A 26,216-nucleotide genomic window follows, 5' to 3' on the forward strand; every position below is an offset into this window, starting at 1 on the left:
GTTATTCAATAAATGTGATCGCATTAGACTTAGAAATTAAATTACTGACACTAGAAAATCTCAGTGCTATTCTGGAACTCGATCGAGCTTGTTTTGGTGGACTTTGGACTCTGGAGGGCTACAAACGAGAATTGGATAGTCCCAACAGCGATTTACTCGGTTTATTTTCTCCCTCCTCCAGCACAAGTTTGCTAGGAATGGGTTGCTTTTGGTCAATTTTAGAGGAAGCTCACATTACAATTTTGGCGGTTCATCCTCAATATCACCGTCAAGGAATGGGTGCGGCTTTATTATATTCACTTATTAAGACAGCTTGCGATCGCAAAATGGAGCGAGCTACCCTCGAAGTGCGAGCTTCCAATTTGGGGGCTATATCTTTATATCAAAAATTTGGCTTCAAAACAGCTGGGCGGCGGCGGCGTTACTACCAAGATAACGATGAGGACGCTTTAATCCTTTGGCTTCCAGATTTACAACACCCGAAATTTCAAGCAACTTTAGACCAGTGGTATTCCATTGTCAGCGATCGCCTCGAAAAATCTTCTTGGCACTTGCTTTTTAAGTAAGTCCGCGAGAAGATTTACAACTATATTATTGCGTTCGCCCCTGGCGTTCTTGAAGGGTACGCAGCAAAGCAAAGTGAAGTAATTACATGGGTTTTGAAGGTTTTACATTTTGTTATATAGTTAGCTTTATTTGTACCTACCTATTTAGTTGGGTATGAGTAATTTTGAATTATTAGGGCTTGCGATCGGCTTCAGCAAAAAAATGTAACTTTGCCGCACCTATTTTTATTTAAATATTTTATCTAAAAAGAAATTTTGATAAATAAACCATATGTTAATTATTTTTGCTTGATATTAAAAAATATATATGTTAGATATAAATGTTTGGGATTGAGTCAAAAAACCCTTAATCTAAACAGTCAACTATTTATCATAAATCCCAAAAACGCTGGTAAACTAAAGCTCCTCAGTACACTAGCAATATAGAAGTAGTCAATAGTTAACAATTAGCCCATCAACCCAAGTCATAGGTTCAGGATGTCTATAATCTGTTATACAGGCATCCAAAAGCTTTGCCTGTGCTAAAATCAGCATACCGGCACGACCGCAGATGATGGGATAAAGCCATGTTTGAGCGCTTCACAGAAAAAGCCATTAAGGTAATCATGCTGGCCCAAGAAGAGGCCCGCCGTTTAGGTCACAACTTTGTCGGAACCGAGCAGATCCTCCTGGGTCTGATTGGCGAAGGCACTGGAGTGGCTGCTAAGGTGCTGAAATCAATGGGCGTCAATCTCAAAGATGCCCGAATTGAAGTTGAAAAAATTATAGGACGGGGATCGGGCTTTGTTGCCGTGGAAATTCCGTTTACGCCACGGGCGAAGCGAGTTTTAGAACTTTCCCTAGAAGAAGCACGCCAACTGGGGCATAACTACATTGGCACCGAGCATCTGCTGTTGGGCCTAATCCGCGAAGGGGAAGGCGTCGCAGCCAGGGTGCTAGAAAACCTCGGTGTGGATCTATCTAAGGTAAGAACCCAAGTCATTCGGATGTTGGGAGAAACTGCTGAAGTTTCACCAGGCGGTTCATCCGGGCGCACAAAAACTCCTACTCTGGATGAATTTGGTTCAAACCTGACCCAAATGGCAATAGACAATAAGCTCGATCCGGTGGTAGGACGCGCCAAGGAAATTGAGCGAGTGATCCAGATATTGGGTCGCCGAACCAAAAATAACCCAGTGCTGATTGGGGAACCAGGGGTTGGTAAGACTGCGATCGCTGAAGGTTTAGCTTCACGCATTGCCACCAAAGATGTCCCTGACATCCTGGAAGATAAACGCGTCGTCACCTTGGATATTGGTTTGCTCGTAGCAGGAACCAAGTACCGGGGTGAATTTGAAGAACGCTTGAAAAAAATCATGGATGAAATCCGCTCGGCGGGTAATGTCATTCTCGTGATTGATGAGGTACACACCTTAATTGGTGCGGGTGCAGCAGAAGGTGCGATTGACGCAGCAAATATCCTCAAGCCAGCTTTGGCTAGAGGTGAGTTGCAGTGCATCGGCGCTACAACCTTGGATGAATACCGGAAGCACATCGAGCGAGATGCAGCGCTAGAGCGACGTTTCCAGCCAGTAATGGTTGGCGAACCTACAGTTGATGAAACAATTGAAATTTTATATGGTTTGCGCGAACGCTACGAGCAACACCACAAACTGAAAATCTCCGACGAAGCCTTGGTAGCGGCGGCGAAATTATCAGACCGTTACATTAGCGATCGCTACCTCCCAGATAAAGCCATCGACTTAGTTGATGAAGCTGGTTCTAGAGTGCGCTTGATTAACTCTCAATTGCCACCCGCAGCCAAAGAGTTAGACAAAGAACTGCGTCAGATATTAAAAGAAAAAGATGACGCAGTGCGCTCTCAAGACTTTGACAAAGCTGGAGAATTGCGCGATCGCGAAATGGAAATCAAAGCCGAAATCCGGGCGATCGCTCAAAGCAAGACCAATGCAACTGGCTCTGAACATGAAGAACCCGTAGTTACAGAAGAAGACATTGCCCACATTGTCGCTTCTTGGACTGGGGTACCGGTGAACAAACTCACCGAATCTGAATCTGAAAAGCTGCTGCATATGGAAGACACCTTGCATCAGCGTTTAATTGGTCAGGATGAAGCTGTGAAAGCAGTTTCACGAGCAATTCGTCGCGCTCGTGTTGGTTTGAAGAATCCCAACCGACCCATAGCTAGCTTTGTATTCTCCGGGCCTACTGGTGTAGGTAAAACCGAGTTGGCCAAGTCCTTAGCTGCTTACTTCTTCGGTTCCGAAGAAGCGATGATCCGCTTAGATATGTCGGAATACATGGAGCGTCACACCGTCAGCAAGCTGATTGGTTCGCCTCCAGGTTATGTTGGTTATAACGAAGGTGGTCAGCTGACCGAAGCCGTGCGGCGGCGTCCTTACACCGTGGTGTTGTTCGACGAAATCGAAAAAGCCCACCCGGATGTATTCAATATGCTGCTGCAAATTTTGGAAGATGGTCGGTTAACTGATGCTAAAGGTCGCACGGTGGACTTCAAGAACACCTTGCTGATTTTAACTTCCAATATTGGTTCTAAGGTAATTGAAAAAGGTGGCAGCGGTATCGGCTTTGAATTTGCCGAAGATGTCACCGAGTCAGCTTACAACCGGATTCGCTCGTTGGTGAACGAAGAACTCAAGCAGTACTTCCGTCCAGAGTTCCTCAACCGACTCGATGAAATTATCGTCTTCCGTCAGTTGAGCAAGCCAGAAGTGACCCAAATCGCCGAAATTATGCTCAAGGAAGTATTTGGTCGTCTAACGGAAAAGGGTATCACTTTAGAAGTTAGCGATCGCTTCAAGGATCGGTTGATCCAAGAAGGTTACAGTCCCAGCTACGGCGCAAGGCCATTACGTCGGGCAATTATGCGCCTGTTAGAAGATAGCCTAGCAGAAGAAATTCTGTCTGGTCGTATCAAGGATGGCGATACAGCCCTTGTTGATGTGGATGAAAATGGCGTTGTCCAAGTTAGTTCTCAACAGCGTCGGGAATTGTTACCCCAAGGTGTTGAGTAAGATTTAAAATTTGGGATTTTAGTCTCGAATCAAAAATTAGAAAACGGTAAAGGGTTGAATTCCTTTACCGTTTTTTATTATTAATAAAATTTCATACTGATAAGAATAACTACAATTCAATTCCTTGTTAAGGATATATCACATGAATAAAATTGACATAGGTAAATGGAAATTACTCCTTACTCAAGTAGAAGTTATTTCAAATAATACTACTGAACTTTCAACTTTAAATGAAATAACTCTCAAAAACTTTGAATCTCAAGCTGGCTTTGCTCTTCCACAAGAATACAAAAATTTTTGTCAAGTTTTTGGTTCTGGAGAATTTGGGTTCAATCAGTTTTTTATTGAAGTTCCAAATTGTGAAGATATAGAAGGTGGATTAACCTCAAATGAAATTATTCTTGAATCTTGCAAAGATAGCTTTTCTTGGTCATTGAAAGTTCAAGAATTGCTTGATAACGCTTATTTATTTGGTGGAGGAAATAATTTTCTTTCTTTCATTTTTGACTTAAGAACTTACAGCGAACAAGATGAAAGATATGATATTTATGCACTACAATTTTATTCTGGATTTATTAGTTATCTTGGTAGAGACTTTTTCAAATTTATTTGCGATTTCTGCATTGGAGAACAGGCTAAAGAAGTTCCAGGCTTGCTAGTGCAAGTACCGCCAATGCTTGATAAAGATGACCCTCTTTATGAACCTCGTTCTCGAAGTAAAACTTTTATATCATATAATAGATTTGAGGAAGATATTAGATAGTTTTAATTAGGGCAAAACCGTTGCAAATTCAACAAAAAGCTTGATAATGACACAAATCACGTTCAAAGTCCAAGCATTTTGGGATAAAGATGCTGAGGTTTGGGTTGCAACTAGTTCAGATGTACCAGGATTAGTAACAGAAGCTTCTAGTATAGAAATTCTCACGCAAAAGCTTCGAGTCATGATTCCAGAACTTATTTTTACCAATAGCACGTACAAAGTCATTTTGTACTTTTACAGGTTTACCTAAAATTTTTTCGGAATCAGACCTAAAGTGCTTTTAAAATGAAAAAATATGAAGAATTATTGGGAGGAATCAATCGTCATGAGTTTGATTGTTGCGAAGTGGACGATTGAAGAATATCACCAGATGATTGAGGCTGGCATTTTGAGCGATCGCCTTTTATAGGTAATTAGTGCAAATACGCATCAGCGAACCAAGTTTAGAAATTGGTCAATCTACTACGTTGCTCAAATACAGGGGTAAGATAACTCTATAAAATAAATAGAAGCCGTTACTATTGACCTGGATATTGCAAAGCATTCTCTTGTAAAAATTGCTTAATTCATCACGTAAAAACAGAAAATTTCTGTTATTTTGCCTTTCTCAACAGTAAAATTTAAACCTCCAGGGCTGGGTTTTTCAACTATATAATTTAAATTAGTAACTTTACCATTTTGAGAAATTTCAGTTTTTCCATAGGTTCTAATCACTTTTGATTGTTTGTCACCTACTTTTACTCCATCTATGGTGGAATATTTAGAACGAGTTGCTTTGATTTGATAAACGGTAAAATTACCTGGTTTAGCACCTTCATCTAAATCAACTGTGATGCCTGCATATTTCAGAGTACGAACTTTACCAATAGCAGCTATAAAGCCATTTTCTACTTTTACAGGTTTACCTAAAATTTTTCTGACTTGTGCTTCGGACATAGAAAGTTTTATGCCACCTATTCCTAGACGTTCAATAGTTATTCCTGTTGATTGATTATTAAGATTCTGAGAAATTTGATAATTAGTGGTGGTAGCAGTTACTTGACTATGGGTGTAGCTAGTCAAGGGAATAACAAAAGTAGCGATGCCTACGGCGGACTGCGCCAACACTAACGAAATTTCTCTTAACATAATTGCATACTCGACTATTTTATACTTACCAAGCTGTTACCTCAGCCTGTGTATCAGTATTATCACATGCTTTCTGGCATATCTTTCTCTTTAATCAATCGACTTATTCTGAATTACACCTGAAGTGCCTTTAAAATGGGAGAATATTAAGAATTATTGGGAGGAATCAATCGTCATGAGTGTGATAGTTGCTAAGTGGACGATTGACGAATATCACCGCATGATTGACGCTGGCATTTTGAGCGATCGCAAAGTTGAACTACTTAAAGGAGAAATTGTCGAAATGTCACCAGAAGGAGAACCTCACGCTTATAGTAGTGGTGAAGCTGGTGACTATTTAGCAAAGTTATTAGCTGGACGCGCTAAAATTCGTTATGCTAAACCAATTACTCTACCCAACAACTCGGAACCCGAACCAGATATTGCTATTGTCCAACCTTTAGGACGCGAGTATCGACAGCATCATCCCTATGCAGAAAATATTTTCTGGTTGATTGAGTACGCTAACTCTAGTTTAGAAAAGGATTTAGAGACAAAAAGCAAAATCTATGCAGAAGCAGGTATCTTAGAATATTGGGTTGTCAATCTAAAAAAGTTACACTTGGTGGTGTATCGAGAAATCTTAGATGGAGAGTATGCGGCAAAACTGACATTGACCGGAGGAATAATTCAACCGCTTGCATTCCCAGATGTTTCTGTTGCAGTGGAACAAATTATTAACAGCTAAAATAATTTACAGCTTTTTTTATCTTTTTGAATCGCAAGTAGTATATAAAGACACAAAATTGGACTGAGCTTTATCTTGCTAGGTTAATGCATCTCTACAAAGATTCTGGATAACGCATATTTAATTTAACCAGATATTTAATAACCTTTCTCAAGAGATTTTATGCAGAGACACGATTTTACTCGCATCTCTACAATGTCTTTTGATGAGTTTTATTCTGCGTTCACAAATTCCAAATATCCATTGCTAAGTTCTTTAACTGCCAAATCATAAAATTGTTTACCATGTTCTGGCGTTGCTAAAGCCGGATTTGATCCCATACGTCCATCTGGATAACGTACTCGAAAGTCAGCAGCGCTATAAATCCGATGTCCGCTTGCAACTTCTGGTGAAAGGGGTGCTTGCTTAATCGCCTCTGGATAAACGTACTGGGTGAGGGCTACTTCACTTGGCGTTGCATGAGAACCTTCTTGATCCCCATATAATTCTTTAGCTAGCTTATATACAGAACCGCACATAAACCAGTTTGCCACTTGACATTGCACCTGTTGAGCATTGGCAATCTGCAAATCTTCTAAATGAGCATAAGTTTCGGAGAAAGCAGCTTTAAGGGTAGCAATATTACCGCCGTGTCCGTTAATAAAGTAGAATTTGCTAAAACCAGCTTTGGCTAAACAAGTTACATAATCTCGCACTACTTGAATTAAAGTGCTGGGACGCAGACTGATTGTGCCAGGAAAAGCAGTATGGTGTAGTGCCATCCCCACGTTGATTGTAGGGCCAACGATCGCTTGGGTTGCATCACCCACACCACGAGCGATCGCTTCTGCACAAATAGCATCTGTACCAATTAACCCCGTTGGTCCGTGTTGTTCTGTGGAACCAATAGGGAAAATAATCCCCTTTGAATGCTGTAAATAAGCTTCAACTTCTTGCCAAGTACTTAAATGCAGTAACATTTAATGATTTTTCCTCAATAAAATTGCGGTGGGATCAAACCTTTTGCTGCTAAATAGCATCTTCTGTAACTCAACTCCCACTAACACGATTATGAACTCTCTAGATTTTATCTGCTGGCGATCGCACAAAATCCCCGACAACTTTTGCGAAATCGGGGATCTTTGTTTACTGCCAAATTTGGAGAGAATTAGACGATCTATTTCTACGAATATTGTTTAGATAATGGAGTCGCAACGAGTTTTGACAGAGATTGATATAAACAATTTGCCGATTCTGCCATTTTATCCTACGATACTCGTCGGTAAGTTTCCATAATAGAAATCAAAATTGATTTATGAAATTTTGCTTTTCTGGATAATCAAGAAAAAAGTCGCTCAATTTTGATTTTTTACTACTCGAAGTAATAATGCTTTTTTACGTTCCTTGTAATTTCCTATGTACAGTACATACCAGCAGGAAAAATCACTAAATCGCCTTTACCCATTTGCACTGGTTCTCCGCCATCAGGAGTAACAACTACGTCACCTTTCAAAAAATAGCAAGTTTCTTGAGAATCATAAGTCCAAGGGAATTTGGAAACTTCTTTTTTCCAAATTTCCCATTTAAATACACCTAATTTATTGAGATATTCAAGTCTTAAGTTGCTGCTCAATTTTAATTTCCATATTGGTTATTTCTCGTTATATTCAGCAGTAAGATTGAATATCCTCTCCACACTGATCTACTAAATAACACAAAGCGCGAAAACGCAAGTAGACAAGTTCGTTATAAAGCGGATTCAGTTTGCACATTGGCGGAATGTGTCCTATTTTGCGACCAAAAAGCATGACATCACGCTCAAAAGGACACTGGGCGGGAATTAGTTTAGCAATAAATTTAGCTAATTTCTGATTCTGAATCTCAATTTTGTCAAGCCATTGACGTAATGGTTGCAGTAAATCTAATTTTGGTTGAGCAAATTGCTTTTTACTAACTGTTTGATTCTTTTCTTCTAAAGGTTTAATAAAAGCAGACAGAAAAATACGTTGATTCTGTGTTTTAAGCATAGTTTTAGGCAAGGTTAATCGTTGTGAATATGAACTATTTGCCGATTGACAATATCACCATGTAATATGTTTAGTCAATTTGCACTGTGCTTGTAGATTAAGAAGCAAAGTGAGCATAATGCAAACAATTTACATGCATCTTTGGGAAGAGAAATGGTTTAGCTAATTGTTATTTAAGCCCACCAAATCATGAAGAACTGTCCCGTTAAATACAAAATAACAAAGAAAATATAAAAATGGCATTTCTTTAACTTATGGATTTCTAATCTTAAAAATAGCAATTTTATATATTAAATATAAATGCCTGGTTCGGAAACTGACTAGTATCTAAAGATGTAGTTTATGGCACACAAACACAGTTTTGTTCTGACCCCACATACATTTCGCTAGGATTAGCCCCTAATATCTTTCGATTTTAGGGTATTGAATATCCTTCATTTTGTCTGATATGCTACACCAGCTAACCTAAATATTATCTAATAAGTAATGATAAATCGATTGATAAGCCAAAATTAATGCAATTATTTATACAAATCTAAAGAGCATTTGTACTGAAGAATTCTCCAGTTTTTATAATCCACTTTGTCTAACTACTCACAGTGAGATTTAGCCGTTAGCACAGCCTTGGTAGAAAAGTATTGGTTATTCTCCTCAGTCCTCACTCCCTGATGATGAAAAACTTAATTATTTAAAATGTCTTAACCCAGTATTAACCTGATATTTACTGATATATTCTACATTCTGTTGCTCTAATTTTGTGAGCGATTTAACTGGAAATGTCTTTGGTGAATATATAGGACGATACCAAAGTTGGTTATTAAAGTAATTTTGCAATTCAATATTATCAAAACGGCGACCATGACTGGCAAAAATCGAATTTCGCATAATATCGAGTTCAAAACCGCTTTTACCATCCAAATCTGCATCAGTTACAAGTCTTTGAGAAAGCCAGAAATAATTGTTGCTCGTGCTATCAACAGGTGGTATTGATGTAGTTGAGGAAGATGATTGAGTTGGAACAGATGGGGTCGTTGGTGTCAATGTGGGAGTTTCTATCACTGGACTTGTAACATTTGACGGTGTTTCTGAAGGTAATACCGTTTTGTCTGCTGTAGGTTGAGAAGATTTGGATAACACTTGACTAATAATCACAGATGCACCAATTAACCCACCTACAATCAAACTGCCCATGAGAATATTATTCTGACTATGACTACTTTGAGGGCTAGGCTGTGGTTTGACAGGTGCTGTCTGAGGTGGCGGTGCAGAGACTATAGTTGGTTGAGTCAACAGGGGTTGCGTCGGTGGAATTGGATTTGCTATGCTCTGCAAAGAATCCAGCATTGCTCTAGCTGTGGGATAGCGATCGCGTGGATGATAAGCGATCGCCCGATCGATTACTCTTGCCATAATTGGGCTAACATGACTGGCATATTGCCGCCAGACAATTTCACCCGTTTGAGAATCGGTTTCTAGTTGTTGCGCCTGTTTACCAGTCAGCAAATAAATTACCGTCATTCCTAAACTGTATAAATCACTAGAATAAACTGGTCTACCTGCGGCTTGTTCGCTCGGCATATAGCCAGGTGTACCAATCACAATGGAACTAGTAGGATTACCTTGAGAATTTACTACTGTTCCCATTGACTCCCGCACAGCACCAAAATCAATCAGCACTGGTTTAGCATCCCGATGACGCACAATAATGTTATCTGGCTTAATATCGCGGTGAACGATATGCTTAGAGTGAACGTAATCCAGGACAGGTAATAAATTCATAAACAATTCCTGGACACCGCCTTCACTAAATAGCCCCTGCTTCTGGACTTTTGCGGTTAAGGTATCCCCTTCAACCCATTCTTGAACTAAGTAAAATTGTCCACCAGAAGAGAAGTAAGCATATAATGCCGGAATTTGGTCATTTGTGCCACCGAGTTCTTCTAAAATAGCTGCTTCGCGTTGAAACCTCTCTTGTACTAACTGGTAAATTTGGGGATTGTTGTGAATCGGTCTTAGCTGTTTAACCACACAATGGCGCTTTGAAGGCATATAGGTGTCTTCAGCTAGATAGGTTTCACCAAACCCACCAGCACCCAGTGTGCGGATAACTTGATAGCGATCGTTTAGCAGCTGTATTGTCATGGGAGATTACAAGCGATATTCATAAGATAGTTTTCCCCAAAACTACCTTCATTTCAAATCTAGTAAACCTTCTTCTTTCAATTTAGGATTGAAGCGAATTTGCATTTGCAAACCGCGCACTTCTAACAATTGCGTTGAAATTTCTGCTTCTACTCTGCGTGCCACATTTTTAAGAACTTTTATTTGTGCTAATTCATCATTAGCTGGATTTTCATATTTTGCCTGTTCTTCAACTGTCATTGCAACTTTGACATCAATGGGATGAGTCCATTTTTCCTTTTGATCCCCATTACCCCAAGGCACACTGCCATTTTCAGCAATCCAAGCATTTTCAGTATTTTCTAAAATTGTGCGACTAGGGCGTTCAATAGTTTGAACTTTGACCCAATAGCATTGCTGTGGCTGACGAACTAAATGCTGTTTGAGGCTGAGGTAAACATCACGAGAGTATCCTACAAATTGCAGCACTTTTTCTTGGTCAAAGATCGCATATACACCGATTTTACCCTGAAATTGTTCGGGTAATTGGCCGCGATCGTCTATATAAGGTATATATTCCAGAGTTGCCAAAGAAGAAAGATTTGTTTCAGAAGCCATACATCAAATATCAAACTTATTATTTGCCTTCAGGATTGAAAATTGCGAATTAGAAAAAAATTATCTTTAAAATTATTCATTACTTAATTTTTGGTAAATTGCACAAAGGCGGCTGGGTTTAAAAATTTTAGCACTGAACATGAAATTTGGTGGCACATTAATGATGACATACTCATCAGATTCATGATATTTTTCAAATTCTGCTGGCATTCCTTTAGTAGTAGTTAAGCTATAAGGAACTGGTTGGAAAAGTAATTTTGTAAAATTAAGTTGCTCACACTCCAACTGTTGGCAAATTTGATTCAAGAAAGCAACGCTTGTCAATAAATTGAATAGAGTTTCTTGAGCTTGTGCTTCAAGAGTAAAACTTCCATCAAAGTTCTGAACAATTTTAAGGGCCATTTTCTGTATTAATAACTAGTTATTAACGACTAAGTGATGATAGAGGATAAGCAACATGTTACACATCATCCAAATGTGATGTGCAACGAAGCCTACCTTCTTGTGCAGATAAACTTGGTTAAAAATAACCACTTTAAGATCAGCCTATTGGATTATGGGACTTCTGTCAGCTACACGATAAAGCTAGCATCGTTAAGAATCATGAAGTTTAGCAATCTAGTCAAGTCTTGGGAAAATACCTCATTTCAATCAACCTATATATCATTGGTCACAAGTTAAGGTTGTGAGCAAGTTGTCAAGGGGATTTTAGAAGGTGCTTGAAAGAAAAATTATTTGGTTCCTCGTTGTTTCTCAGGGAAAGGTGCAACAATCAGCTTCATGTTTGGTTTTCGTTGTCGTTTAACAATGCAAGTCCTGATTTTCAAGAGCAGTAAAATACTTGATAGGCTCAGATGCTAGACCTTTTTGATGAGCAACGTAAAAATGATAAAGACCACGATAAATCATTTCTAAAGAAATCTGGTCAAAGGGTAAGGAAAGTTCATCAGCTACAGCATCACCTAAATCTAGCAATACAGCATAAAATAAGCATCTACCCCCTCTCTTTGTAGTAGTGATAACACGCATTTATATGATGGAAGAAAAAGTACGCCATTTTATTTTGGTTTTCCTGTGCCAACTATTTATTCTTTGGCATTAGATGACAGGAGGCTTGAGACGGAGGTGGGCAAACAAACCTTTGAACACCTTTACTGAAGCAATGGATGGCTTTAGAACGGCTATGTCTTATCAATTCTTCGATTGGTTGACCCTTACTTAACCGTGAGTGTTTACTGCTTATAAAGCTAATTTGGGCTTTATTTGGGCTTAATTTTTGTCTAAGTCCCACTAACTATCCCTTCATTTGCTATAAATAGTGGCACAGTTAAAACTTTAGGATTTTGATGAGCAACAAAAAGCCCCACGCCAGATGAGTGTGGGGCTTGATGTGAGAAAAATGAAACCTGGCATCGAGCTATTTTTGCGTAGGGCGACCCCTAAACTATCGTTGCCGCAGCAGCGTTTCACCTCTGAGTTCGGGAAGGGTTCAGTGTGGTTCCACCGCGCAATAGACACCAGGAAAACTTTGAGGGCAAGGGGGAAAGGGGAAGGGAAAAAAGGAAAAAACTTACCTTTAACCTTTACCCTTGTTCACAAAACCCTGAAGACTGCACAGGAACGCCAATCAACCAAATTATTTGTGAGGTCAAGCCCTCGGTCTGTTAGCACGGCTCGGCTACATACATTACTGCACTTCCACCTACCGCCTATTAACCTGTGTTCTTCAGGTGACCTTACCCACTAATTGTGGTGAGAGCACTCATCTTGAGGTGGGCTTCCCACTTAGATGCTTTCAGCGGTTATCCGCTCCGCACTTGGCTACCCAGCGTTTACCGTTGGCACGATAACTGGTACACCAGCGGTGCGTTCCTCCCGGTCCTCTCGTACTAAGGAGGACTCCTCTCAATGCTCTAACGCCTGCACCGGATATGGACCGAACTGTCTCACGACGTTCTGAACCCAGCTCACGTACCGCTTTAATGGGCGAACAGCCCAACCCTTGGGACGTACTTCCGCCCCAGGTTGCGATGAGCCGACATCGAGGTGCCAAACCTCCCCGTCGATGTGGACTCTTGGGGGAGATCAGCCTGTTATCCCTAGAGTAACTTTTATCCGTTGAGCGACGGCCATTCCACTCTGCGCCGTCGGATCACTAAGGCCTACTTTCGTACCTGTTTGAGTAGTCACTCTTACAGTCAAGCTCCCTTTATGCCTTTACACTCGCCGCACGGTTTCCAAGCGTGCTGAGGGAACCTTTGCGCGCCTCCGTTACCTTTTAGGAGGCGACCGCCCCAGTCAAACTGCCCACCTGAAACTGTTCCCTGACCGGATAACGGTCATGGGTTAGAATTCTAGCTTCGCCAGAGTGGTATCTCACCGTTGGCTCCATACTCCCCACAAGGAATACTTCATCGCCTCCCACCTATCCTGCGCAAGCCAAGCCCGAACACAATTCCAGGCTACAGTAAAGCTTCATAGGGTCTTTCTGTCCAGGTGCAGGCAGTCCGTATCTTCACAGACATTCCTATTTCGCCGAGTCTCTCTCTGAGACACCATCCAGATCGTTACGCCTTTCGTGCGGGTCGGAACTTACCCGACAAGGAATTTCGCTACCTTAGGACCGTTATAGTTACGGCCGCCGTTCACCGGGGCTTCGGTCGCTAGCTTCAAGGTTGCCCCCTGACCAACTTCCTTAACCTTCCGGCACTGGGCAGGCGTCAGCCCCCATACTGCGTCGATTTGACTTTGCGGAGACCTGTGTTTTTGGTAAACAGTCGCCTGGATCTCTTCACTGCGACCCACTCTTTACGGTGGGCACCCCTTCTTCCGAAGTTACGGGGCCATTTTGCCGAGTTCCTTAGAGAGAGTTATCTCGCGCCCCTTGGTATTCTCAACCTCCCTACCTGTGTCGGTTTCGGGTACAGGTAACTGTAAGTTAACGTGTTTAGAGCTTTTCTTGGAAGCTAGACTATGCCACTTCCCCACCGTAGTGGGTCGTACTCACGCCTCAACTCAAAACGTTTTCGCCGTCTCTCAACATCTTGACGCTTGAACCGGTAACCAACATCCGGCTGACACTTATCTTCTCCGTCCCTCTGCACAACTTACAATCAGTACGGGAATTTTAACCCGTTGTCCATCGACTACGCCGTTTGGCCTCGCCTTAGGTCCTGACTAACCCTCCGAGGACGAACCTGGCGGAGGAAACCTTAGGGTTTCGGGGTATTGGATTCTCACCAATATTTGCGCTACTCAAGCCGACATTCTCACTTCCGTTTCGTCCACAGCTGCTTGCCGCTACTGCTTCTACCTACGACGGAACGCTCCCCTACCGATTAATCGTTAATTATTAATCCCACAGCTTCGGTACATCGCTTAGCCCCGTTCATTTTCGGCGCGAGAGCGCTTGACTAGTGAGCTATTACGCACTCTTTCAAGGGTGGCTGCTTCTAGGCAAACCTCCTAGTTGTCTGTGCACTCTCACCTCCTTTATCACTTAGCGATGATTTCGGGACCTTAGCTGGTGGTCTGGGCTGTTTCCCTCTTGACAATGAAGCTTATCCCCCACTGTCTCACTGGCAATGTCTCCTCTGGGTATTCTGAGTTTGTCTCGATTTGGTACCGGTCTCCCAGCCCGCACCGAAACAGTGCTTTACCCCCCAGATATAATCATTACCGCTGCGCCTAAACACATTTCGGGGAGAACCAGCTAGCTCCTGGTTCGATTGGCATTTCACCCCTAACCACAACTCATCCGCTGATTTTTCAACATCAGTCGGTGCGGACCTCCACTTGGTGTTACCCAAGCTTCATCCTGGCCATGGTTAGATCACCAGGGTTCGGGTCTATAAACACTGATCGTTTCGCCCTTTTCAGACTCGGTTTCCCTTTGGCTCCAGCATTCTCGCTTTAACCTACCAGTGCCTATAAGTCGCCGGCTCATTCTTCAACAGGCACGCGGTCAGACTTTTAATAGTCCTCCCACTGCTTGTAAGCTAACGGTTTCATGTTCTATTTCACTCCCCTTCCGGGGTTCTTTTCACCTTTCCCTCGCGGTACTGGTTCACTATCGGTCACACAGTAGTATTTAGCCTTACGAGGTGGTCCTCGCTGATTCACATGGGATTCCTCGTGCCCCATGCTACTCGGGATTGAGCTACTATCCTTTAACTTTCGACTACAGGACTTTCACCTTCTTTGGTGCAGTATTTAGCTGCTTCGTCTAGCCTCCAGATTCGATCTCGCTGTCCCACTACCCCAAAAGGTAAACCCTTTGGTTTAGGCTTTTCCCCTTTCGCTCACCACTACTTAGGGAATCTCTGTTTTGATTTCTCTTCCTCCAGCTAGTAAGATGTTTCAATTCGCTGGGTTGGCTCTTGACTGCCTATATATTCAGCAGCTAGTATCTAGGGTTGCCCCATTCGGAAATCTCCGGCTCAATGTTTGCTTCCAACTCCCCGGAGCATATCGTCGGTAACCACGTCCTTCGTCGCCTCTGTGTGCCTAGGTATCCACCGTTAGCCCTTATTCGCTTGACCACTCAAATTTTTTGGTCTTTTAACTATTGCATTCACAATCACTTATAGTTAGTTCTGCTTACTTCGTCACTTCACACTGATTTTACTCAGCACTCTAAGCCGAAGCACTCAGCACTCGATAATGTCTGTGTCTGCCTGCTAATTTGCGTTCCTATGCAGTTTTCATGGTTCTGGCTGAGAATTTACTCAGCAGTCTGACAAATGTCATGTTGCTGATTTCTCACTCACTTTTGTGTTCTGGCAATCGCCATCAGGTGGAGGTTAGCGGACTCGAACCGCTGACATCCTGCTTGCAAAGCAGGCGCTCTACCAACTGAGCTAAACCCCCAGATACAATTAAAAATTGATAATTAAAAATTAAAAGTGAAATAAATTTTTAATTTTGCATTTTACATTTTTAATTGATTCAGGTGGGCCATCCTGGACTCGAACCAGGGACCTCACCCTTATCAGGGGTGCGCTCTAACCACCTGAGCTAATAGCCCATATCGAACCTTCATCATAGTTTGAAAGCTTTCTACATTTGCAAATGTCTGCGACTGACCTAAGGAATGACCAACTTAGTATCTATATAGCTGTTTGCTTTTCGATCTCTAAGGGGTGTAGGTCTCCTTTAAAGGAGGTGATCCAGCCACACCTTCCGGTACGGCTACCTTGTTACGACTTCACCCCAGTCACCAGTCCTGCCTTAGGCATCCTCCTCCACGAATGGTTGGAGTAATGACTTCGGGCACTACCAGCTTCCATGGTGTGACGGGCGGTGTGTACAAGGCCCGGGAACGAATTCACTGCAGTATGCTGACCTGCAATTACTAGCGATTCCTCCTTCACGCAGGCGAGTTGCAGCCTGCGATCTGAACTGAGCTTTGGTTTGCGGGATTTGCTTGCGATCGCTCGCTTGCTGCCCTCTGTCCAAAGCATTGTAGTACGTGTGTAGCCCAAGGCGTAAGGGGCATGCTGACTTGACGTCATCCCCACCTTCCTCCGGTTTGTCACCGGCAGTCTCTCTAGAGTGCCCAACTTAATGCTGGCAACTAAAAACGAGGGTTGCGCTCGTTGCGGGACTTAACCCAACATCTCACGACACGAGCTGACGACAGCCATGCACCACCTGTGTTCGCGCTCCCGAAGGCACTCTCAACTTTCATCAAGATTCGCGACATGTCAAGCCTTGGTAAGGTTCTTCGCGTTGCATCGAATTAAACCACATACTCCACCGCTTGTGCGGGCCCCCGTCAATTCCTTTGAGTTTCACCGTTGCCGGCGTACTCCCCAGGCGGGATACTTAACGCGTTAGCTACGGCACGGCTCGGGTCGATACAAGCCACGCCTAGTATCCATCGTTTACGGCTAGGACTACTGGGGTATCTAATCCCATTCGCTCCCCTAGCTTTCGTCCCTCAGTGTCAGTTACGGCCTAGCAGAGCGCCTTCGCCACTGGTGTTCTTCCTGATCTCTACGCATTTCACCGCTACACCAGGAATTCCCTCTGCCCCGAACGTACTCTAGCTATGTAGTTTCCACTGCTTCTATCTAGTTGAGCTAGACTCTTTAACAGCAGACTTTCATTGCCACCTGCGGACGCTTTACGCCCAATCATTCCGGATAACGCTTGCATCCTCCGTATTACCGCGGCTGCTGGCACGGAGTTAGCCGATGCTTATTCCTCAGGTACCGTCATTGTGTTCTTCCCTAAGAAAAGAGGTTTACGACCCAAGAGCCTTCCTCCCTCACGCGGTATTGCTCCGTCAGGCTTTCGCCCATTGCGGAAAATTCCCCACTGCTGCCTCCCGTAGGAGTCTGGGCCGTGTCTCAGTCCCAGTGTGGCTGATCGTCCTCTCAGACCAGCTACTGATCGTCGCCTTGGGAGTCCATTACACTTCCAACTAGCTAATCAGACGCGAGCTCATCTCTAGGCAGCAAGCCTTTCACCCCACAGGGCACATCCGGTATTAGCCACCGTTTCCAGTGGTTGTCCCAGACCTAGAGCCAGATTCTCACGCGTTACTCACCCGTCCGCCACTGTGTCCGAAGACACCGTTCGACTTGCATGTGTTAAGCATACCGCCAGCGTTCATCCTGAGCCAGGATCAAACTCTCCGTTTTGAATTGGAAAGCTCTTTAGCTCAATAGCTGCTCTTTTTTAACTTCAGCTTAGTTATTTTTATTTGCTTGACGCAATACACTTGCTGTATAATCGCTTTCAAACTATAATATTTTCAAGGTTCGGTGTTCTTTAAGCGTTGCTCTTTCTCGCTCCGCTTCAAGCACTTATTCAATATAGCGAACCTAATTCCTAGTGTCAACTACTTTTTCCAAAATATTTTTGGACGACTTCGGCATCACTATCAAAGCCTTGCAAGATAAGGGCTTTAGGCTATAGTATTGCTGGAAGTCTCTAAGGAAGCAATAAATTTGTGAGCTATTCTGCTGTTTTGCCGCCAAGACTAGTTTTAGATCCTCTGTTGCGTAGCTGGTTGCTGGAGGATATTGGCAGGGGCGATCGCTTTCCCATAGCGTAAATTATTTATAGATCAATTGCTTTGCGGCTCAATCTGACAGATGGTATCCAACGCCGAATCGTTTTGTACACACTTTTGCCCACTTCTGTATCAATGTGAATAAGAAAAGCAGTCACCATATTATATGGAGAGCAAAATTTGCTATAACCACTCAAAACAATCAGTTCCAACCTAATGCTTCACTGATTTGCGCTGCTAGTTTCAAGGGACGGAAAGGCTTGGCAAAGACAGCAGCTACATCTAAGCCAGTAAACACCTCTTGAGCGGACTCCTGCACTTTGGCAGTTAGTAAAATTACGGGAATTGACTTAGTGACGGGGTTAGCCTTGAGTTGTTGCAAAGTGGCACGCCCATCCATATCAGGCATCATCATATCTAGTAAAATTACATCAAGCTTAGAGTTGGCTGCTAGATTCAACGCTTCCCAACCAGAACAAGCAGTCAACACGTTCCAACCAGCACCCATTTCTAATCCCAATTTTGCGATCGCCTGCACATCTTCTTCATCATCAACAATCAAGATATTTCTGCTCATATTGTCACTCTCGCATGATATGTGATGCTGATTAGCTTGATTAGTATTCAGCTATTTTAGAATGCAATCGGGTAGAAGTAGGGGAGATTTGGGTAATTAAAGGCTGCTATTGAGAGTCTACTAAAGGTAACAGTACATAAAAGGTGCTACCTTTGCCTAAAATGCTCTGAACCCAGATTTTACCATCATGTTGCTGTATGATATCTCGGCAAATAGCAAGTCCTAAACCTGTTCCTCCTTTGTTGCGGGAGTCAGATGCATCTACTTGCTGAAAACGCTCGAAGATGATCTGTAATTTATCTTCAGGAATTCCTCGCCCTTCATCTTGGATCGTAATTAAAAGAAAGTTGAATGATGAAGGCTGATTTTCTTCAGACTCAACGCCTTTAGATTCTGAGAGAGTGGCACTTATCCACACAGTGTCACCTGGTTCAGAAAACTTAATTGCGTTGCTCAGTAAATTGGTGAGGGTTTGCAAGAGGCGATCGGGATCTGCCCAAAGTTCTACTGGTACGGGATTTATAATTAGTCGAACTTGTAATTTATCTGCCATTGCTTGCATTGCTTCCGTTGCCGTAATTAGCAAGTCTGCGGCGTTGCACTTCGCCTTCCGTGTAAAGATTTTGCCCGATTTCATCCGCTCTAAATCGAGAATATCGTTCACTAAACGAATCAAGCGTTCAGTATTAGTTGTGGCAATGCTGAGGACTTTTTGTCCCTGTTCGGTTAAAGTTCCCAGTTGTCCTGAACTCAATAAATCTAATGCTCCCATTGTGGAAGTTAAAGGTGTACGCAACTCATGACTAACTAAAGAGATAAATTCGTTTTCTAGGCGTTTACGTTCGGTGATGTCATTGGCAATTAATAAAGCACATGGCACTCCACCTAAGTCAATTAATTCGAGAGATATCAGTATGGTTTTGAGTTCTCCAGACTTTGTAGAAAATTCAAATTCTAGATTGTACAGCGAGCCAGTTTCCGGCAGAAGTTGAATTGTTTGAGCGATCGCGACTGTGTTTTTACCTAAATTAAGTTCGGTAGCAGTATCTCCAATTACTTCCTCTAAACAATAGCCGCTCATCTTCAAGAAGCTGGGATTGACATCAATAAAACGAGCTTCGGAAACTGTAGCGATCGCGATCGGGTTGGGACTAGAGCGAAAAACCTTAGCAAACTTCTCTTCTGCTTTGGCGCGTTCAGAAATTTCCTGCTGCAACCGCTCATTTTGAGCTTGGAGTTGTCGTTGCAGTTTCCAAATGGTCAAATGATTTTCAATTCGTGCTAAGACCTCTTCTAGTTGGAAAGGCTTAGTGATGTAGTCTACCCCACCAGCTGTAAAAGCTTTTACCTTATCTAGCACATCACCCAAAGCGCTGATAAAAATTACTGGAATTTCGCGGGTGCGATCGTTTGCTTTTAGGTGTTGGCAGACTTCATAGCCATTCATCTCAGGCATATTCACATCCAACAAAATTAGGTCGGGAGGAACTGCATTTGCTCCCCGTAAACCTGTAGAACCTTTAGTTACACTCCTAACTTTATATCCCTGTTCCGTCAACATGGCAGATAGGAGATTCAAGTTTTCTGGCGTGTCATCAATCACCAGTATGTCTGCTTTGGGGAAGTTGGGTGACTCTTTAGGCATGGAAATATCGACTTTAGCCACAATAAGCTACTAATTCTTTCTAGAGATTTTAACCTTAGTTCAATGTCTTAATAATCAGTTACAAAAAAAATAGCAATTACCTATTTATCTACCCTAGTTCTCCCCGATTAATTTCTAATGTTAAAAACATCAAATCAAGTTTGTGAATCACTTCCTACATTACACAACAAGGAGTAACTTGTATGCAAAGTACAACCGTACGGAAACCAACTATTCTTGCATCAGGAGAAGGAAATAAATTTTCAGTTATTGGTGCACAGTTCACAACAAAAGTAACCGGAGAAGAGACTAATCAAGCGTGGACCATTTATGAAATTACAGATACAGAAGAAAATGGCCCACCACTTCATACTCACCCTTGGGAAGAGGCGTTTTATATTCTAGAAGGCGAACTAGACATCCAAATTGGTACAGAAACAATTTTGGCATCACCAGGCTTTTTCATTAATATTCCTCACAATGCAGCACACGGCTTTAAGATTCGTTCTGCTACTGCGAAATTCCTGGTTTTAATTTCGCCGAAGGGTGCGAAAAACTTTTATGAAGAAATGGGTCAAGTAGCAGATAGTCCATCGCTAAATATGGAACAAGTACAGCCTGTTTTGAACAAATATGGATTGCAGTTTATTGCATGAAGTTTTCGTTTGGATGGATTTGGATGCACATTTGTGTACCCCTATTCGGAAAGGCGATATAGAAACATGCAGGGTTCGCGTTGGAAATCGCTTTCGTTGATAAATAAATCTATTTCTACAAAAATGCTATGCACTCAATAACCAATAGGCTATTCTATTCCATGCCAAAAACTGTCCGCTTTTTCGCTGCTAGTGCCCTAAGTTTGGGTTTCACCGCTAGCCTTGCTTTTTATCCAAGCGCGAGTCAGGCGGGTAATGACACTGGAGTGCCTGCTGAACTCCAGGGCGAGTGGCGGTATGGCCGGATTTCATCTATCCAATACCAAGACAGTTACACAGGGCAGTCCGCAGCCCCAAATGGCTCTAGCGACCAATTCCAACTTGCATCTAATGGCAACTACAAGCGAAATAGACTGATTCAAATTAACACCTACAACTGTGCGTCTAACCTCTTCATAGAGGAAAAAGGCAAAGTTAAGATTGAGGCTCAACGCCTGACTTTTCAACCCAGCGACAGCACATCTAAAGGGCAAATCTGCAATAGCGGGCGCACCTACTCCAGCCGCAACACAGCAAAGCCTGAGACTTACCAGTGGTCGATTGAGACGAATGATTATGGGCAGCAAGTTTTAGTACTTGAGACTGCCGATGGTCAGGGTCGCGCTCATTATGGACGACCTCAATAAGCTAATGAGCATTCAATTTGCATAGAAGCCAATACGCTGAGGTTAAGAATTTTTTCTCTCCCCTGCCTCCCCTAGTTCTACCCGATTGTTTTCTAATCTACAAAATATCGAACTGAGGTTACTCTATGATTCACCATATTTCAATTGCTGTTAGAAACCCTAGTCATGTTGCTCAAGTTCTGGGGGAAATCTTAAAAGCGCAAGCTGTTCCCTTTCCTCCTAATCCTGGAAGTTATATGGTTCTACCTTTTGATGAATACGGTACAGGTATTGAACTTTATCCTTTAGGTTCTCAAATAGAACCTGGTGAAGGTGATGAAGAATGCGTATTTGTACATACTGCTATTACTTCCAGGTATACAGATATTCATGCAGCTATCTCTGTACCAATTAGTCAGCAAGAAATTGAAAAAATTGGTGTTCGTGAAGGTTGGCGTGTAGTGCGCTGTAACCGCGATTCTTTCTTTGATGTGATTGAGTTCTGGGTGGAAAACAGGTTAATGATTGAATTGCTGACACCAGAAATGGCATCTCAATATTTGAAATTTGCTACCCAGCAAGAAAATCTGAAATATTTTTTGGCAGAACCAGCTTTAGCTACAACTTGATAAACATTTATTGCAATCCTATTTTATTTGTAATAATTGCAAACAGTAGATCCCCAACTTCTTAAATAAGTTGGGGATTTTGTCGACTATAAGTCACTAAAAAACAAGCTGAGGCTTTTGGGAAAGTGTTTTCATGTTGATGCAAGTTTGTTTATTTGTTGATTTTATTTTCCCTATATCGCCAAATCTCGACAGAACCCTCAGAGTTTTTATGAACTAACAAAACCTTTGGTGTATAAGCACTCTGAGGGTTTTACTGTAGAGAATTAGCTATATCGCTATAATTTTGCCCTCTCACAAGCAAATGTGGTGTGGGTGTTGAACCGACTTCAAAAGTACCGTAGGGAGGGCAGTTAAACTAATAATGTTTTTCCACCAATTGGTTGATGATATAAAGTCATTAGCTGACTAACATTTAAAGTTTCTACGGCATAAGCTTTTCCTGTTAAGTCGCTGAATTCTACTTCAAAAACTCCAGGTTCATATTCTTCTACAATCGTTCCTACTTGACCGCGATGCAATCCCAATTCTAATAAGTCTTCAGTTAGGGCAACCACATCTAATAATTTCATTAGTATTACCTCATTGCTTAGATTACATAACAGGTGACTAGGCGGGGGAAGCCTTCATTATTACGCACTATCCAAACGCTTTGAATAATTGCTTGTTTATCTGAACGATTCAGGGGAAAATCAATGATATATTTTTGACCGTATGCATTACTTTTACCAGGGATAGCATCATAATTTGCTACTGCTTGTAAAAGGATCGCTTGTAATTCTTCTGCATCATCTAAATTTAAGCCTAGTGCAGATTTAAATACACGGGCTTTGTGTTTTCCTTCTGGATGTTCGGGGTTGAGACAGTAACCCGCGATTTTATCTATTTCAACAATAGCGCATTCACGGTTAGGAAGTTTCATAATACTTTTGCTACAACTTTCTCCGCTTTTTTGACTTGGATATGACCTTTATGCAATGTACCCTAATTGCAAAAGACTAAGATTTCATCGCCGGATACTGCTTCAAAACTTGCTGCAAATATTGCCCAGTATAAGACCTGGGATTTTTTGCAACTTCCTCTGGTGTACCCACAGCAATTAATTCTCCGCCTTTGTCGCCACCTTCTGGCCCCAAATCTATCACCCAGTCTGAACAGCGAATTACATCTAAGTTGTGTTCAATGACTAATATTGAATTCCCCTTATCTACCAATCGTTGCAACACATCTAATAATTTATGAACATCGTAAAAAGATAACCCTGTTGTCGGTTCATCTATTAAATAAAGTGTCTTACCTGTAGCGCGTCGAGATAGTTCTGTTGCTAATTTTACCCGTTGCGCTTCACCACCAGATAAGGTAGTCGCAGGTTGTCCTAGTTGGACATAACCCAACCCGACATCAAATAAAGTTTGCAAACGCGCGATCGCTTTGGGTATATTCTGAAAAAAGTCTAAACTTTCCTCAACTGTCATTCTCAGTACATCAGAAATTGATTTATCTTTGTACTTCACTTGCAAAGTTTCGCGGTTATACCTTGCACCTTTACAAATTTCGCATTGTACGTAAACATCCGGGAGAAAGTTCATTTCAATAACATTCACACCCTGTCCGCTACAAGCTTCGCAACGTCCACCTTTGACGTTGAAGGAAAATTGTCCGGGTTTGTAACCTCTAGCTTTGGCTTCTACGGTTTGGGAAAAGACATCCCGAATCGCATCGAAAATTCCTGTGTAAGTTGCAGGGTTTGAACGTGGTGTGCGTCCAATAGGAGATTGATCGATAACGATCGCTTTATCAATCGCATTCAATCCCTGAATTTTATCCAAATGTCTGGGTAAGGGAACTTTCTTTGTTAAATGGTGTTGCAGAGATGGGTACAGTAATTCGTTAATCAGAGTAGATTTGCCAGAACCAGACACACCAGTGATCGAGACGAGTTTACCTAATGGAATGTCTACATCGATATTTCTTAAATTGTTGCGATGGGCATTTTTAATTCCTAAACTGCGCCCATTTCCTTCTCGGCGTTCTGCTGGTGTGGTAATTACTCGTCTTCCTGATAAATATGCACCCGTCAAAGAATCTTCTGCTGCTAATAATGCCTGAAAATCACCTTGGGCGATAATATTTCCGCCGTGAATTCCTGCACCAGGGCCGATATCAACTATGTAGTTAGCTGCACGAATTGTTTCTTCGTCGTGTTCAACGACAATTAATGTATTACCCAAATCGCGCAATTTCGTTAAAGTTTTCAGCAATCTGCCATTATCTCGTTGATGCAAACCAATACTCGGTTCATCTAAAACGTAGAGAACTCCTGTTAATCCAGAACCAATTTGCGTTGCTAGACGAATTCGTTGGGCTTCGCCACCAGAAAGGGTCATGGCTGGACGGTCAAGGGTGAGATAATCTAAACCTACATCTAACAAAAATTGCAATCTGGCTTTGATTTCTCGCAGGACTAAATCAGCAATTTGTAACTGGCGATCGCTCAACTTAAATTGCTCAATTCTCTCGCGACAATCCCGAATCGAAACACTAGTTAATTCTAAAATTCCATATTGTCCCAACTTCACCGCCAAGGCTTCCGGTTTTAACCGTTTTCCCAGACAAACTTCACACGGTTGATCGATCAAATACTGCTCTAATTTTTGCTTAACTAATTCCGAACCACCCTCATACTGCCGTTGCAAAATTGGAATAGCACCTTTAAAGCTCTGCTTTCTTTTTGCCTCTGCGGCTCGTTCATCTTTCTCTCCAAACAGAAGAATTTGCTGCTGTTCTTCTGTCAGCTTGCCCCAATTTGTCTGTAACTCAAATCCATAAATCTGCCCCACGCTATAGAGTAATTCCAAGTAATAAGAATTATCTTTTTCTGACCAAGGCGCGATCGCAGCGTAAACTGGCGCTTCCCAGTCAGGTACAATCAAATCTGGCGCAAATCTTCTTAAAGTCCCGATTCCATGACAGTGCGGACAAGCACCATAAGGTGAGTTAAACGAAAACAATCGCGGTGATAATTCTTCCATTACCGCGCCATGTTCTGGACAAGCAAAGTTTTCTGAAAATACTAATTCTTCTTCGTTATTAGACCCCCCGCCTTCGGCACCCCCCCCAGGGTGGGTTTCCTTAGATGACTCATGACTAATGACAATACTGGCAATCCCACCCGATTGCTTGAGACACGTAGACAGAGAATCAACCAAACGCTCCTGGATACCATCTTTTTTCACCAAGCGGTCAATTACCACTTCGATGGTGTGAGTAAGATTTTTATCCAATTCAATGGAATCTGACAGTTCGCGGATCTCGCCATCGATCCGCACGCGGACAAAACCTTGAGAAGCCAGACTTGACAAAAGCTTCCGATGTGTGCCTTTTTTCCCCCGGACAACGGGTGCAAGAATTTGGAAGCGGGTGCGATCTGGTAATTCCATGATGCGATCGCACATCTCATCGATTGTCTGGGGTGCAATACAGCGATCGCATATCGGACAATGGGGTTCGCCAGCCCGACCAAACAACAGCCGCAAATAGTCGTAAATCTCCGTCACCGTACCAACTGTGGAACGGGGGTTATGAGACGTTGACTTTTGGTCAATAGAAATTGCTGGACTTAAGCCTTCAATCGCTTCTACATCCGGCTTATCTAGTTGTCCGAGAAATTGCCGTGCGTAGGCGCTGAGGGATTCCACATAACGACGTTGCCCTTCAGCGAAAATGGTATCAAAGGCTAAGGAAGACTTACCAGAACCAGAAACGCCAGTGAATACGATTAGGCGATCGCGTGGCAATTCCAAGTCAATATTTTTCAGATTATGCTGCCTAGCACCCCGAATCCGAATGGTATTCTGGCTGTTGTGGCTGGGGTACGGAAGATGTCCATTCAAGGATGCTACTAGCTGTTGGTCTGACATATTGGGCGGCGAAGAGGGAGTTTCTGATGAAACAGTCCTTAATAATACTATCTTTAATTGGTTTATAGTAGAACAATCGTACTGTTTTAGTTAGTTATTGTTCCAGATTCATGGCGCAGACATCCTTAAGAGTCTGCTA

19 protein-coding genes, 2 tRNA genes, 3 rRNA genes and 4 pseudogenes are annotated in these 26,216 nt (G+C 42.4%); 10 read left to right on the forward strand and 18 right to left on the reverse strand.

The genetic code is table 11. The features are described from left to right. Window positions 1-14 precede the first annotated feature (14 nt). The 4 genes from rimI (at window position 15) to ACR5KR_RS12075 (ending at window position 4,614) form a co-directional block, all read left to right on the forward strand. A complete protein-coding gene (gene rimI, locus ACR5KR_RS12060; protein WP_448266696.1) occupies window positions 15-566 on the forward strand; it encodes a ribosomal protein S18-alanine N-acetyltransferase in 552 nt (183 codons plus the stop codon). A gap of 566 nt (window positions 567-1,132) precedes the next feature. Then, window positions 1,133-3,601, forward strand: a complete 2,469-nt coding sequence (locus tag ACR5KR_RS12065) for an ATP-dependent Clp protease ATP-binding subunit (protein WP_322695365.1) — start codon at window positions 1,133-1,135, stop codon at window positions 3,599-3,601. 142 nt (window positions 3,602-3,743) lie between these two features. Beyond that, window positions 3,744-4,364, forward strand: coding sequence for an SMI1/KNR4 family protein (locus ACR5KR_RS12070; RefSeq protein WP_448266697.1), 621 nt, complete (start codon window positions 3,744-3,746; stop codon window positions 4,362-4,364). A gap of 46 nt (window positions 4,365-4,410) precedes the next feature. Next, complete coding sequence (locus ACR5KR_RS12075) at window positions 4,411-4,614, forward strand: DUF1902 domain-containing protein (protein ID WP_448266698.1); 204 nt, start codon at window positions 4,411-4,413, stop codon at window positions 4,612-4,614. Between the two features lie 311 nt (window positions 4,615-4,925). Here the strand turns inward: ACR5KR_RS12075 and ACR5KR_RS12080 are convergent, their stop codons facing one another. Then, entirely contained in the window at window positions 4,926-5,492 is a 567-nt protein-coding gene (locus ACR5KR_RS12080) for a hypothetical protein (RefSeq protein WP_445626324.1), read from the reverse strand. Window positions 5,493-5,667: 175 nt separating this feature from the next. Here ACR5KR_RS12080 and ACR5KR_RS12085 point away from each other — a divergent pair, with 175 nt between their 5' ends. Continuing rightward, complete coding sequence (locus ACR5KR_RS12085; RefSeq protein WP_448266699.1) at window positions 5,668-6,219, forward strand: Uma2 family endonuclease; 552 nt, start codon at window positions 5,668-5,670, stop codon at window positions 6,217-6,219. A 212-nt stretch (window positions 6,220-6,431) separates the two neighbouring features. Here ACR5KR_RS12085 and ACR5KR_RS12090 read toward each other — a convergent pair whose 3' ends face one another. The 7 genes and pseudogenes from ACR5KR_RS12090 to ACR5KR_RS12120 form a co-directional block, all read right to left on the reverse strand. After that, window positions 6,432-7,178: a creatininase family protein gene (locus tag ACR5KR_RS12090; RefSeq protein ID WP_448266700.1), complete on the reverse strand. Its 747-nt coding sequence runs from the start codon at window positions 7,176-7,178 to the stop codon at window positions 6,432-6,434. Window positions 7,179-7,612: 434 nt separating this feature from the next. Continuing rightward, window positions 7,613-7,844 (reverse strand): annotated as a pseudogene (locus ACR5KR_RS12095) (cupin domain-containing protein). Between the two features lie 21 nt (window positions 7,845-7,865). Further along, on the reverse strand, window positions 7,866-8,225 hold the full coding sequence (locus ACR5KR_RS12100; RefSeq protein WP_445626321.1) for a Mo-dependent nitrogenase C-terminal domain-containing protein: 360 nt from the start codon (window positions 8,223-8,225) through the stop codon (window positions 7,866-7,868). A gap of 684 nt (window positions 8,226-8,909) precedes the next feature. Then, a complete protein-coding gene (locus ACR5KR_RS12105; RefSeq protein ID WP_445626320.1) occupies window positions 8,910-10,367 on the reverse strand; it encodes a protein kinase domain-containing protein in 1,458 nt (485 codons plus the stop codon). 48 nt (window positions 10,368-10,415) lie between these two features. Further along, window positions 10,416-10,964, reverse strand: a complete 549-nt coding sequence (locus ACR5KR_RS12110; RefSeq protein ID WP_445626319.1) for a GIY-YIG nuclease family protein — start codon at window positions 10,962-10,964, stop codon at window positions 10,416-10,418. 72 nt (window positions 10,965-11,036) lie between these two features. Continuing rightward, window positions 11,037-11,366, reverse strand: coding sequence for a hypothetical protein (locus ACR5KR_RS12115; protein ID WP_445626318.1), 330 nt, complete (start codon window positions 11,364-11,366; stop codon window positions 11,037-11,039). Between the two features lie 329 nt (window positions 11,367-11,695). Beyond that, window positions 11,696-11,963, reverse strand: a pseudogene (locus ACR5KR_RS12120) (IS4 family transposase); the annotation flags it as partial. Window positions 11,964-12,012: 49 nt separating this feature from the next. On the opposite strand from ACR5KR_RS12120, the pseudogene ACR5KR_RS12125 reads away from it, so the two are divergent. Beyond that, window positions 12,013-12,237, forward strand: a pseudogene (locus ACR5KR_RS12125) (IS701 family transposase); the annotation flags it as partial. 131 nt (window positions 12,238-12,368) lie between these two features. Here the strand turns inward: ACR5KR_RS12125 and rrf are convergent. From rrf to ACR5KR_RS12150, 5 genes are all read right to left on the reverse strand, one after another. Then, window positions 12,369-12,486 (reverse strand): 5S ribosomal RNA (gene rrf / locus ACR5KR_RS12130). A gap of 122 nt (window positions 12,487-12,608) precedes the next feature. Next, a 23S ribosomal RNA gene (locus ACR5KR_RS12135) occupies window positions 12,609-15,505 on the reverse strand. 255 nt (window positions 15,506-15,760) lie between these two features. After that, window positions 15,761-15,833 (reverse strand) — tRNA-Ala (locus tag ACR5KR_RS12140). A gap of 83 nt (window positions 15,834-15,916) precedes the next feature. Then, a tRNA-Ile gene (locus ACR5KR_RS12145) sits at window positions 15,917-15,990 on the reverse strand. A gap of 130 nt (window positions 15,991-16,120) precedes the next feature. Continuing rightward, window positions 16,121-17,611 (reverse strand): 16S ribosomal RNA (locus ACR5KR_RS12150). Together the 16S, 23S and 5S rRNA genes with 2 tRNA genes alongside form the textbook arrangement of a ribosomal RNA operon. Before the next feature lie 311 nt (window positions 17,612-17,922). Between ACR5KR_RS12150 and ACR5KR_RS12155 the strand changes: the two are divergent. After that, window positions 17,923-18,012, forward strand: a pseudogene (locus ACR5KR_RS12155) (carboxylating nicotinate-nucleotide diphosphorylase); the annotation flags it as partial. Between the two features lie 175 nt (window positions 18,013-18,187). On the opposite strand, the gene ACR5KR_RS12160 reads toward ACR5KR_RS12155, so the two are convergent. Both ACR5KR_RS12160 and ACR5KR_RS12165 read right to left on the reverse strand, forming a co-directional pair. Further along, the gene (locus ACR5KR_RS12160; RefSeq protein WP_448266701.1) at window positions 18,188-18,562 is read right to left on the reverse strand and encodes a response regulator; all 375 of its coding nucleotides are present in this window, start codon (window positions 18,560-18,562) and stop codon (window positions 18,188-18,190) included. A 106-nt stretch (window positions 18,563-18,668) separates the two neighbouring features. Then, the gene (locus tag ACR5KR_RS12165) at window positions 18,669-20,228 is read right to left on the reverse strand and encodes an ATP-binding response regulator (protein WP_448266702.1); all 1,560 of its coding nucleotides are present in this window, start codon (window positions 20,226-20,228) and stop codon (window positions 18,669-18,671) included. Window positions 20,229-20,410: 182 nt separating this feature from the next. Between ACR5KR_RS12165 and ACR5KR_RS12170 the strand changes: the two genes are divergently transcribed. The 3 genes from ACR5KR_RS12170 to ACR5KR_RS12180 all read left to right on the forward strand — a co-directional run bounded on the left by ACR5KR_RS12170 (window position 20,411) and on the right by ACR5KR_RS12180 (window position 22,157). Then, on the forward strand, window positions 20,411-20,863 hold the full coding sequence (locus tag ACR5KR_RS12170; protein ID WP_448266703.1) for a cupin domain-containing protein: 453 nt from the start codon (window positions 20,411-20,413) through the stop codon (window positions 20,861-20,863). 161 nt (window positions 20,864-21,024) lie between these two features. Next, complete coding sequence (locus tag ACR5KR_RS12175) at window positions 21,025-21,549, forward strand: hypothetical protein (RefSeq protein ID WP_445626314.1); 525 nt, start codon at window positions 21,025-21,027, stop codon at window positions 21,547-21,549. Window positions 21,550-21,674: 125 nt separating this feature from the next. Next, on the forward strand, window positions 21,675-22,157 hold the full coding sequence (locus ACR5KR_RS12180; protein ID WP_322682373.1) for a hypothetical protein: 483 nt from the start codon (window positions 21,675-21,677) through the stop codon (window positions 22,155-22,157). A 353-nt stretch (window positions 22,158-22,510) separates the two neighbouring features. Here the strand turns inward: ACR5KR_RS12180 and ACR5KR_RS12185 are convergent, their stop codons facing one another. From ACR5KR_RS12185 to uvrA, 3 genes are all read right to left on the reverse strand, one after another. Next, window positions 22,511-22,729, reverse strand: a complete 219-nt coding sequence (locus ACR5KR_RS12185; protein ID WP_448266704.1) for a DUF4926 domain-containing protein — start codon at window positions 22,727-22,729, stop codon at window positions 22,511-22,513. 17 nt (window positions 22,730-22,746) lie between these two features. Then, window positions 22,747-23,079 carry a DUF6883 domain-containing protein gene (locus ACR5KR_RS12190; protein ID WP_445626312.1) on the reverse strand — a complete coding sequence of 111 codons (333 nt, stop codon included), beginning with the start codon at window positions 23,077-23,079 and terminating at the stop codon, window positions 22,747-22,749. A gap of 76 nt (window positions 23,080-23,155) precedes the next feature. Then, window positions 23,156-26,077, reverse strand: a complete 2,922-nt coding sequence (uvrA, locus tag ACR5KR_RS12195; RefSeq protein ID WP_448266705.1) for an excinuclease ABC subunit UvrA — start codon at window positions 26,075-26,077, stop codon at window positions 23,156-23,158. Between the last annotated feature and the right edge of the window lie 139 nt (window positions 26,078-26,216).

The organism is Nostoc sp. DSM 114159 (assembly GCF_053470285.1).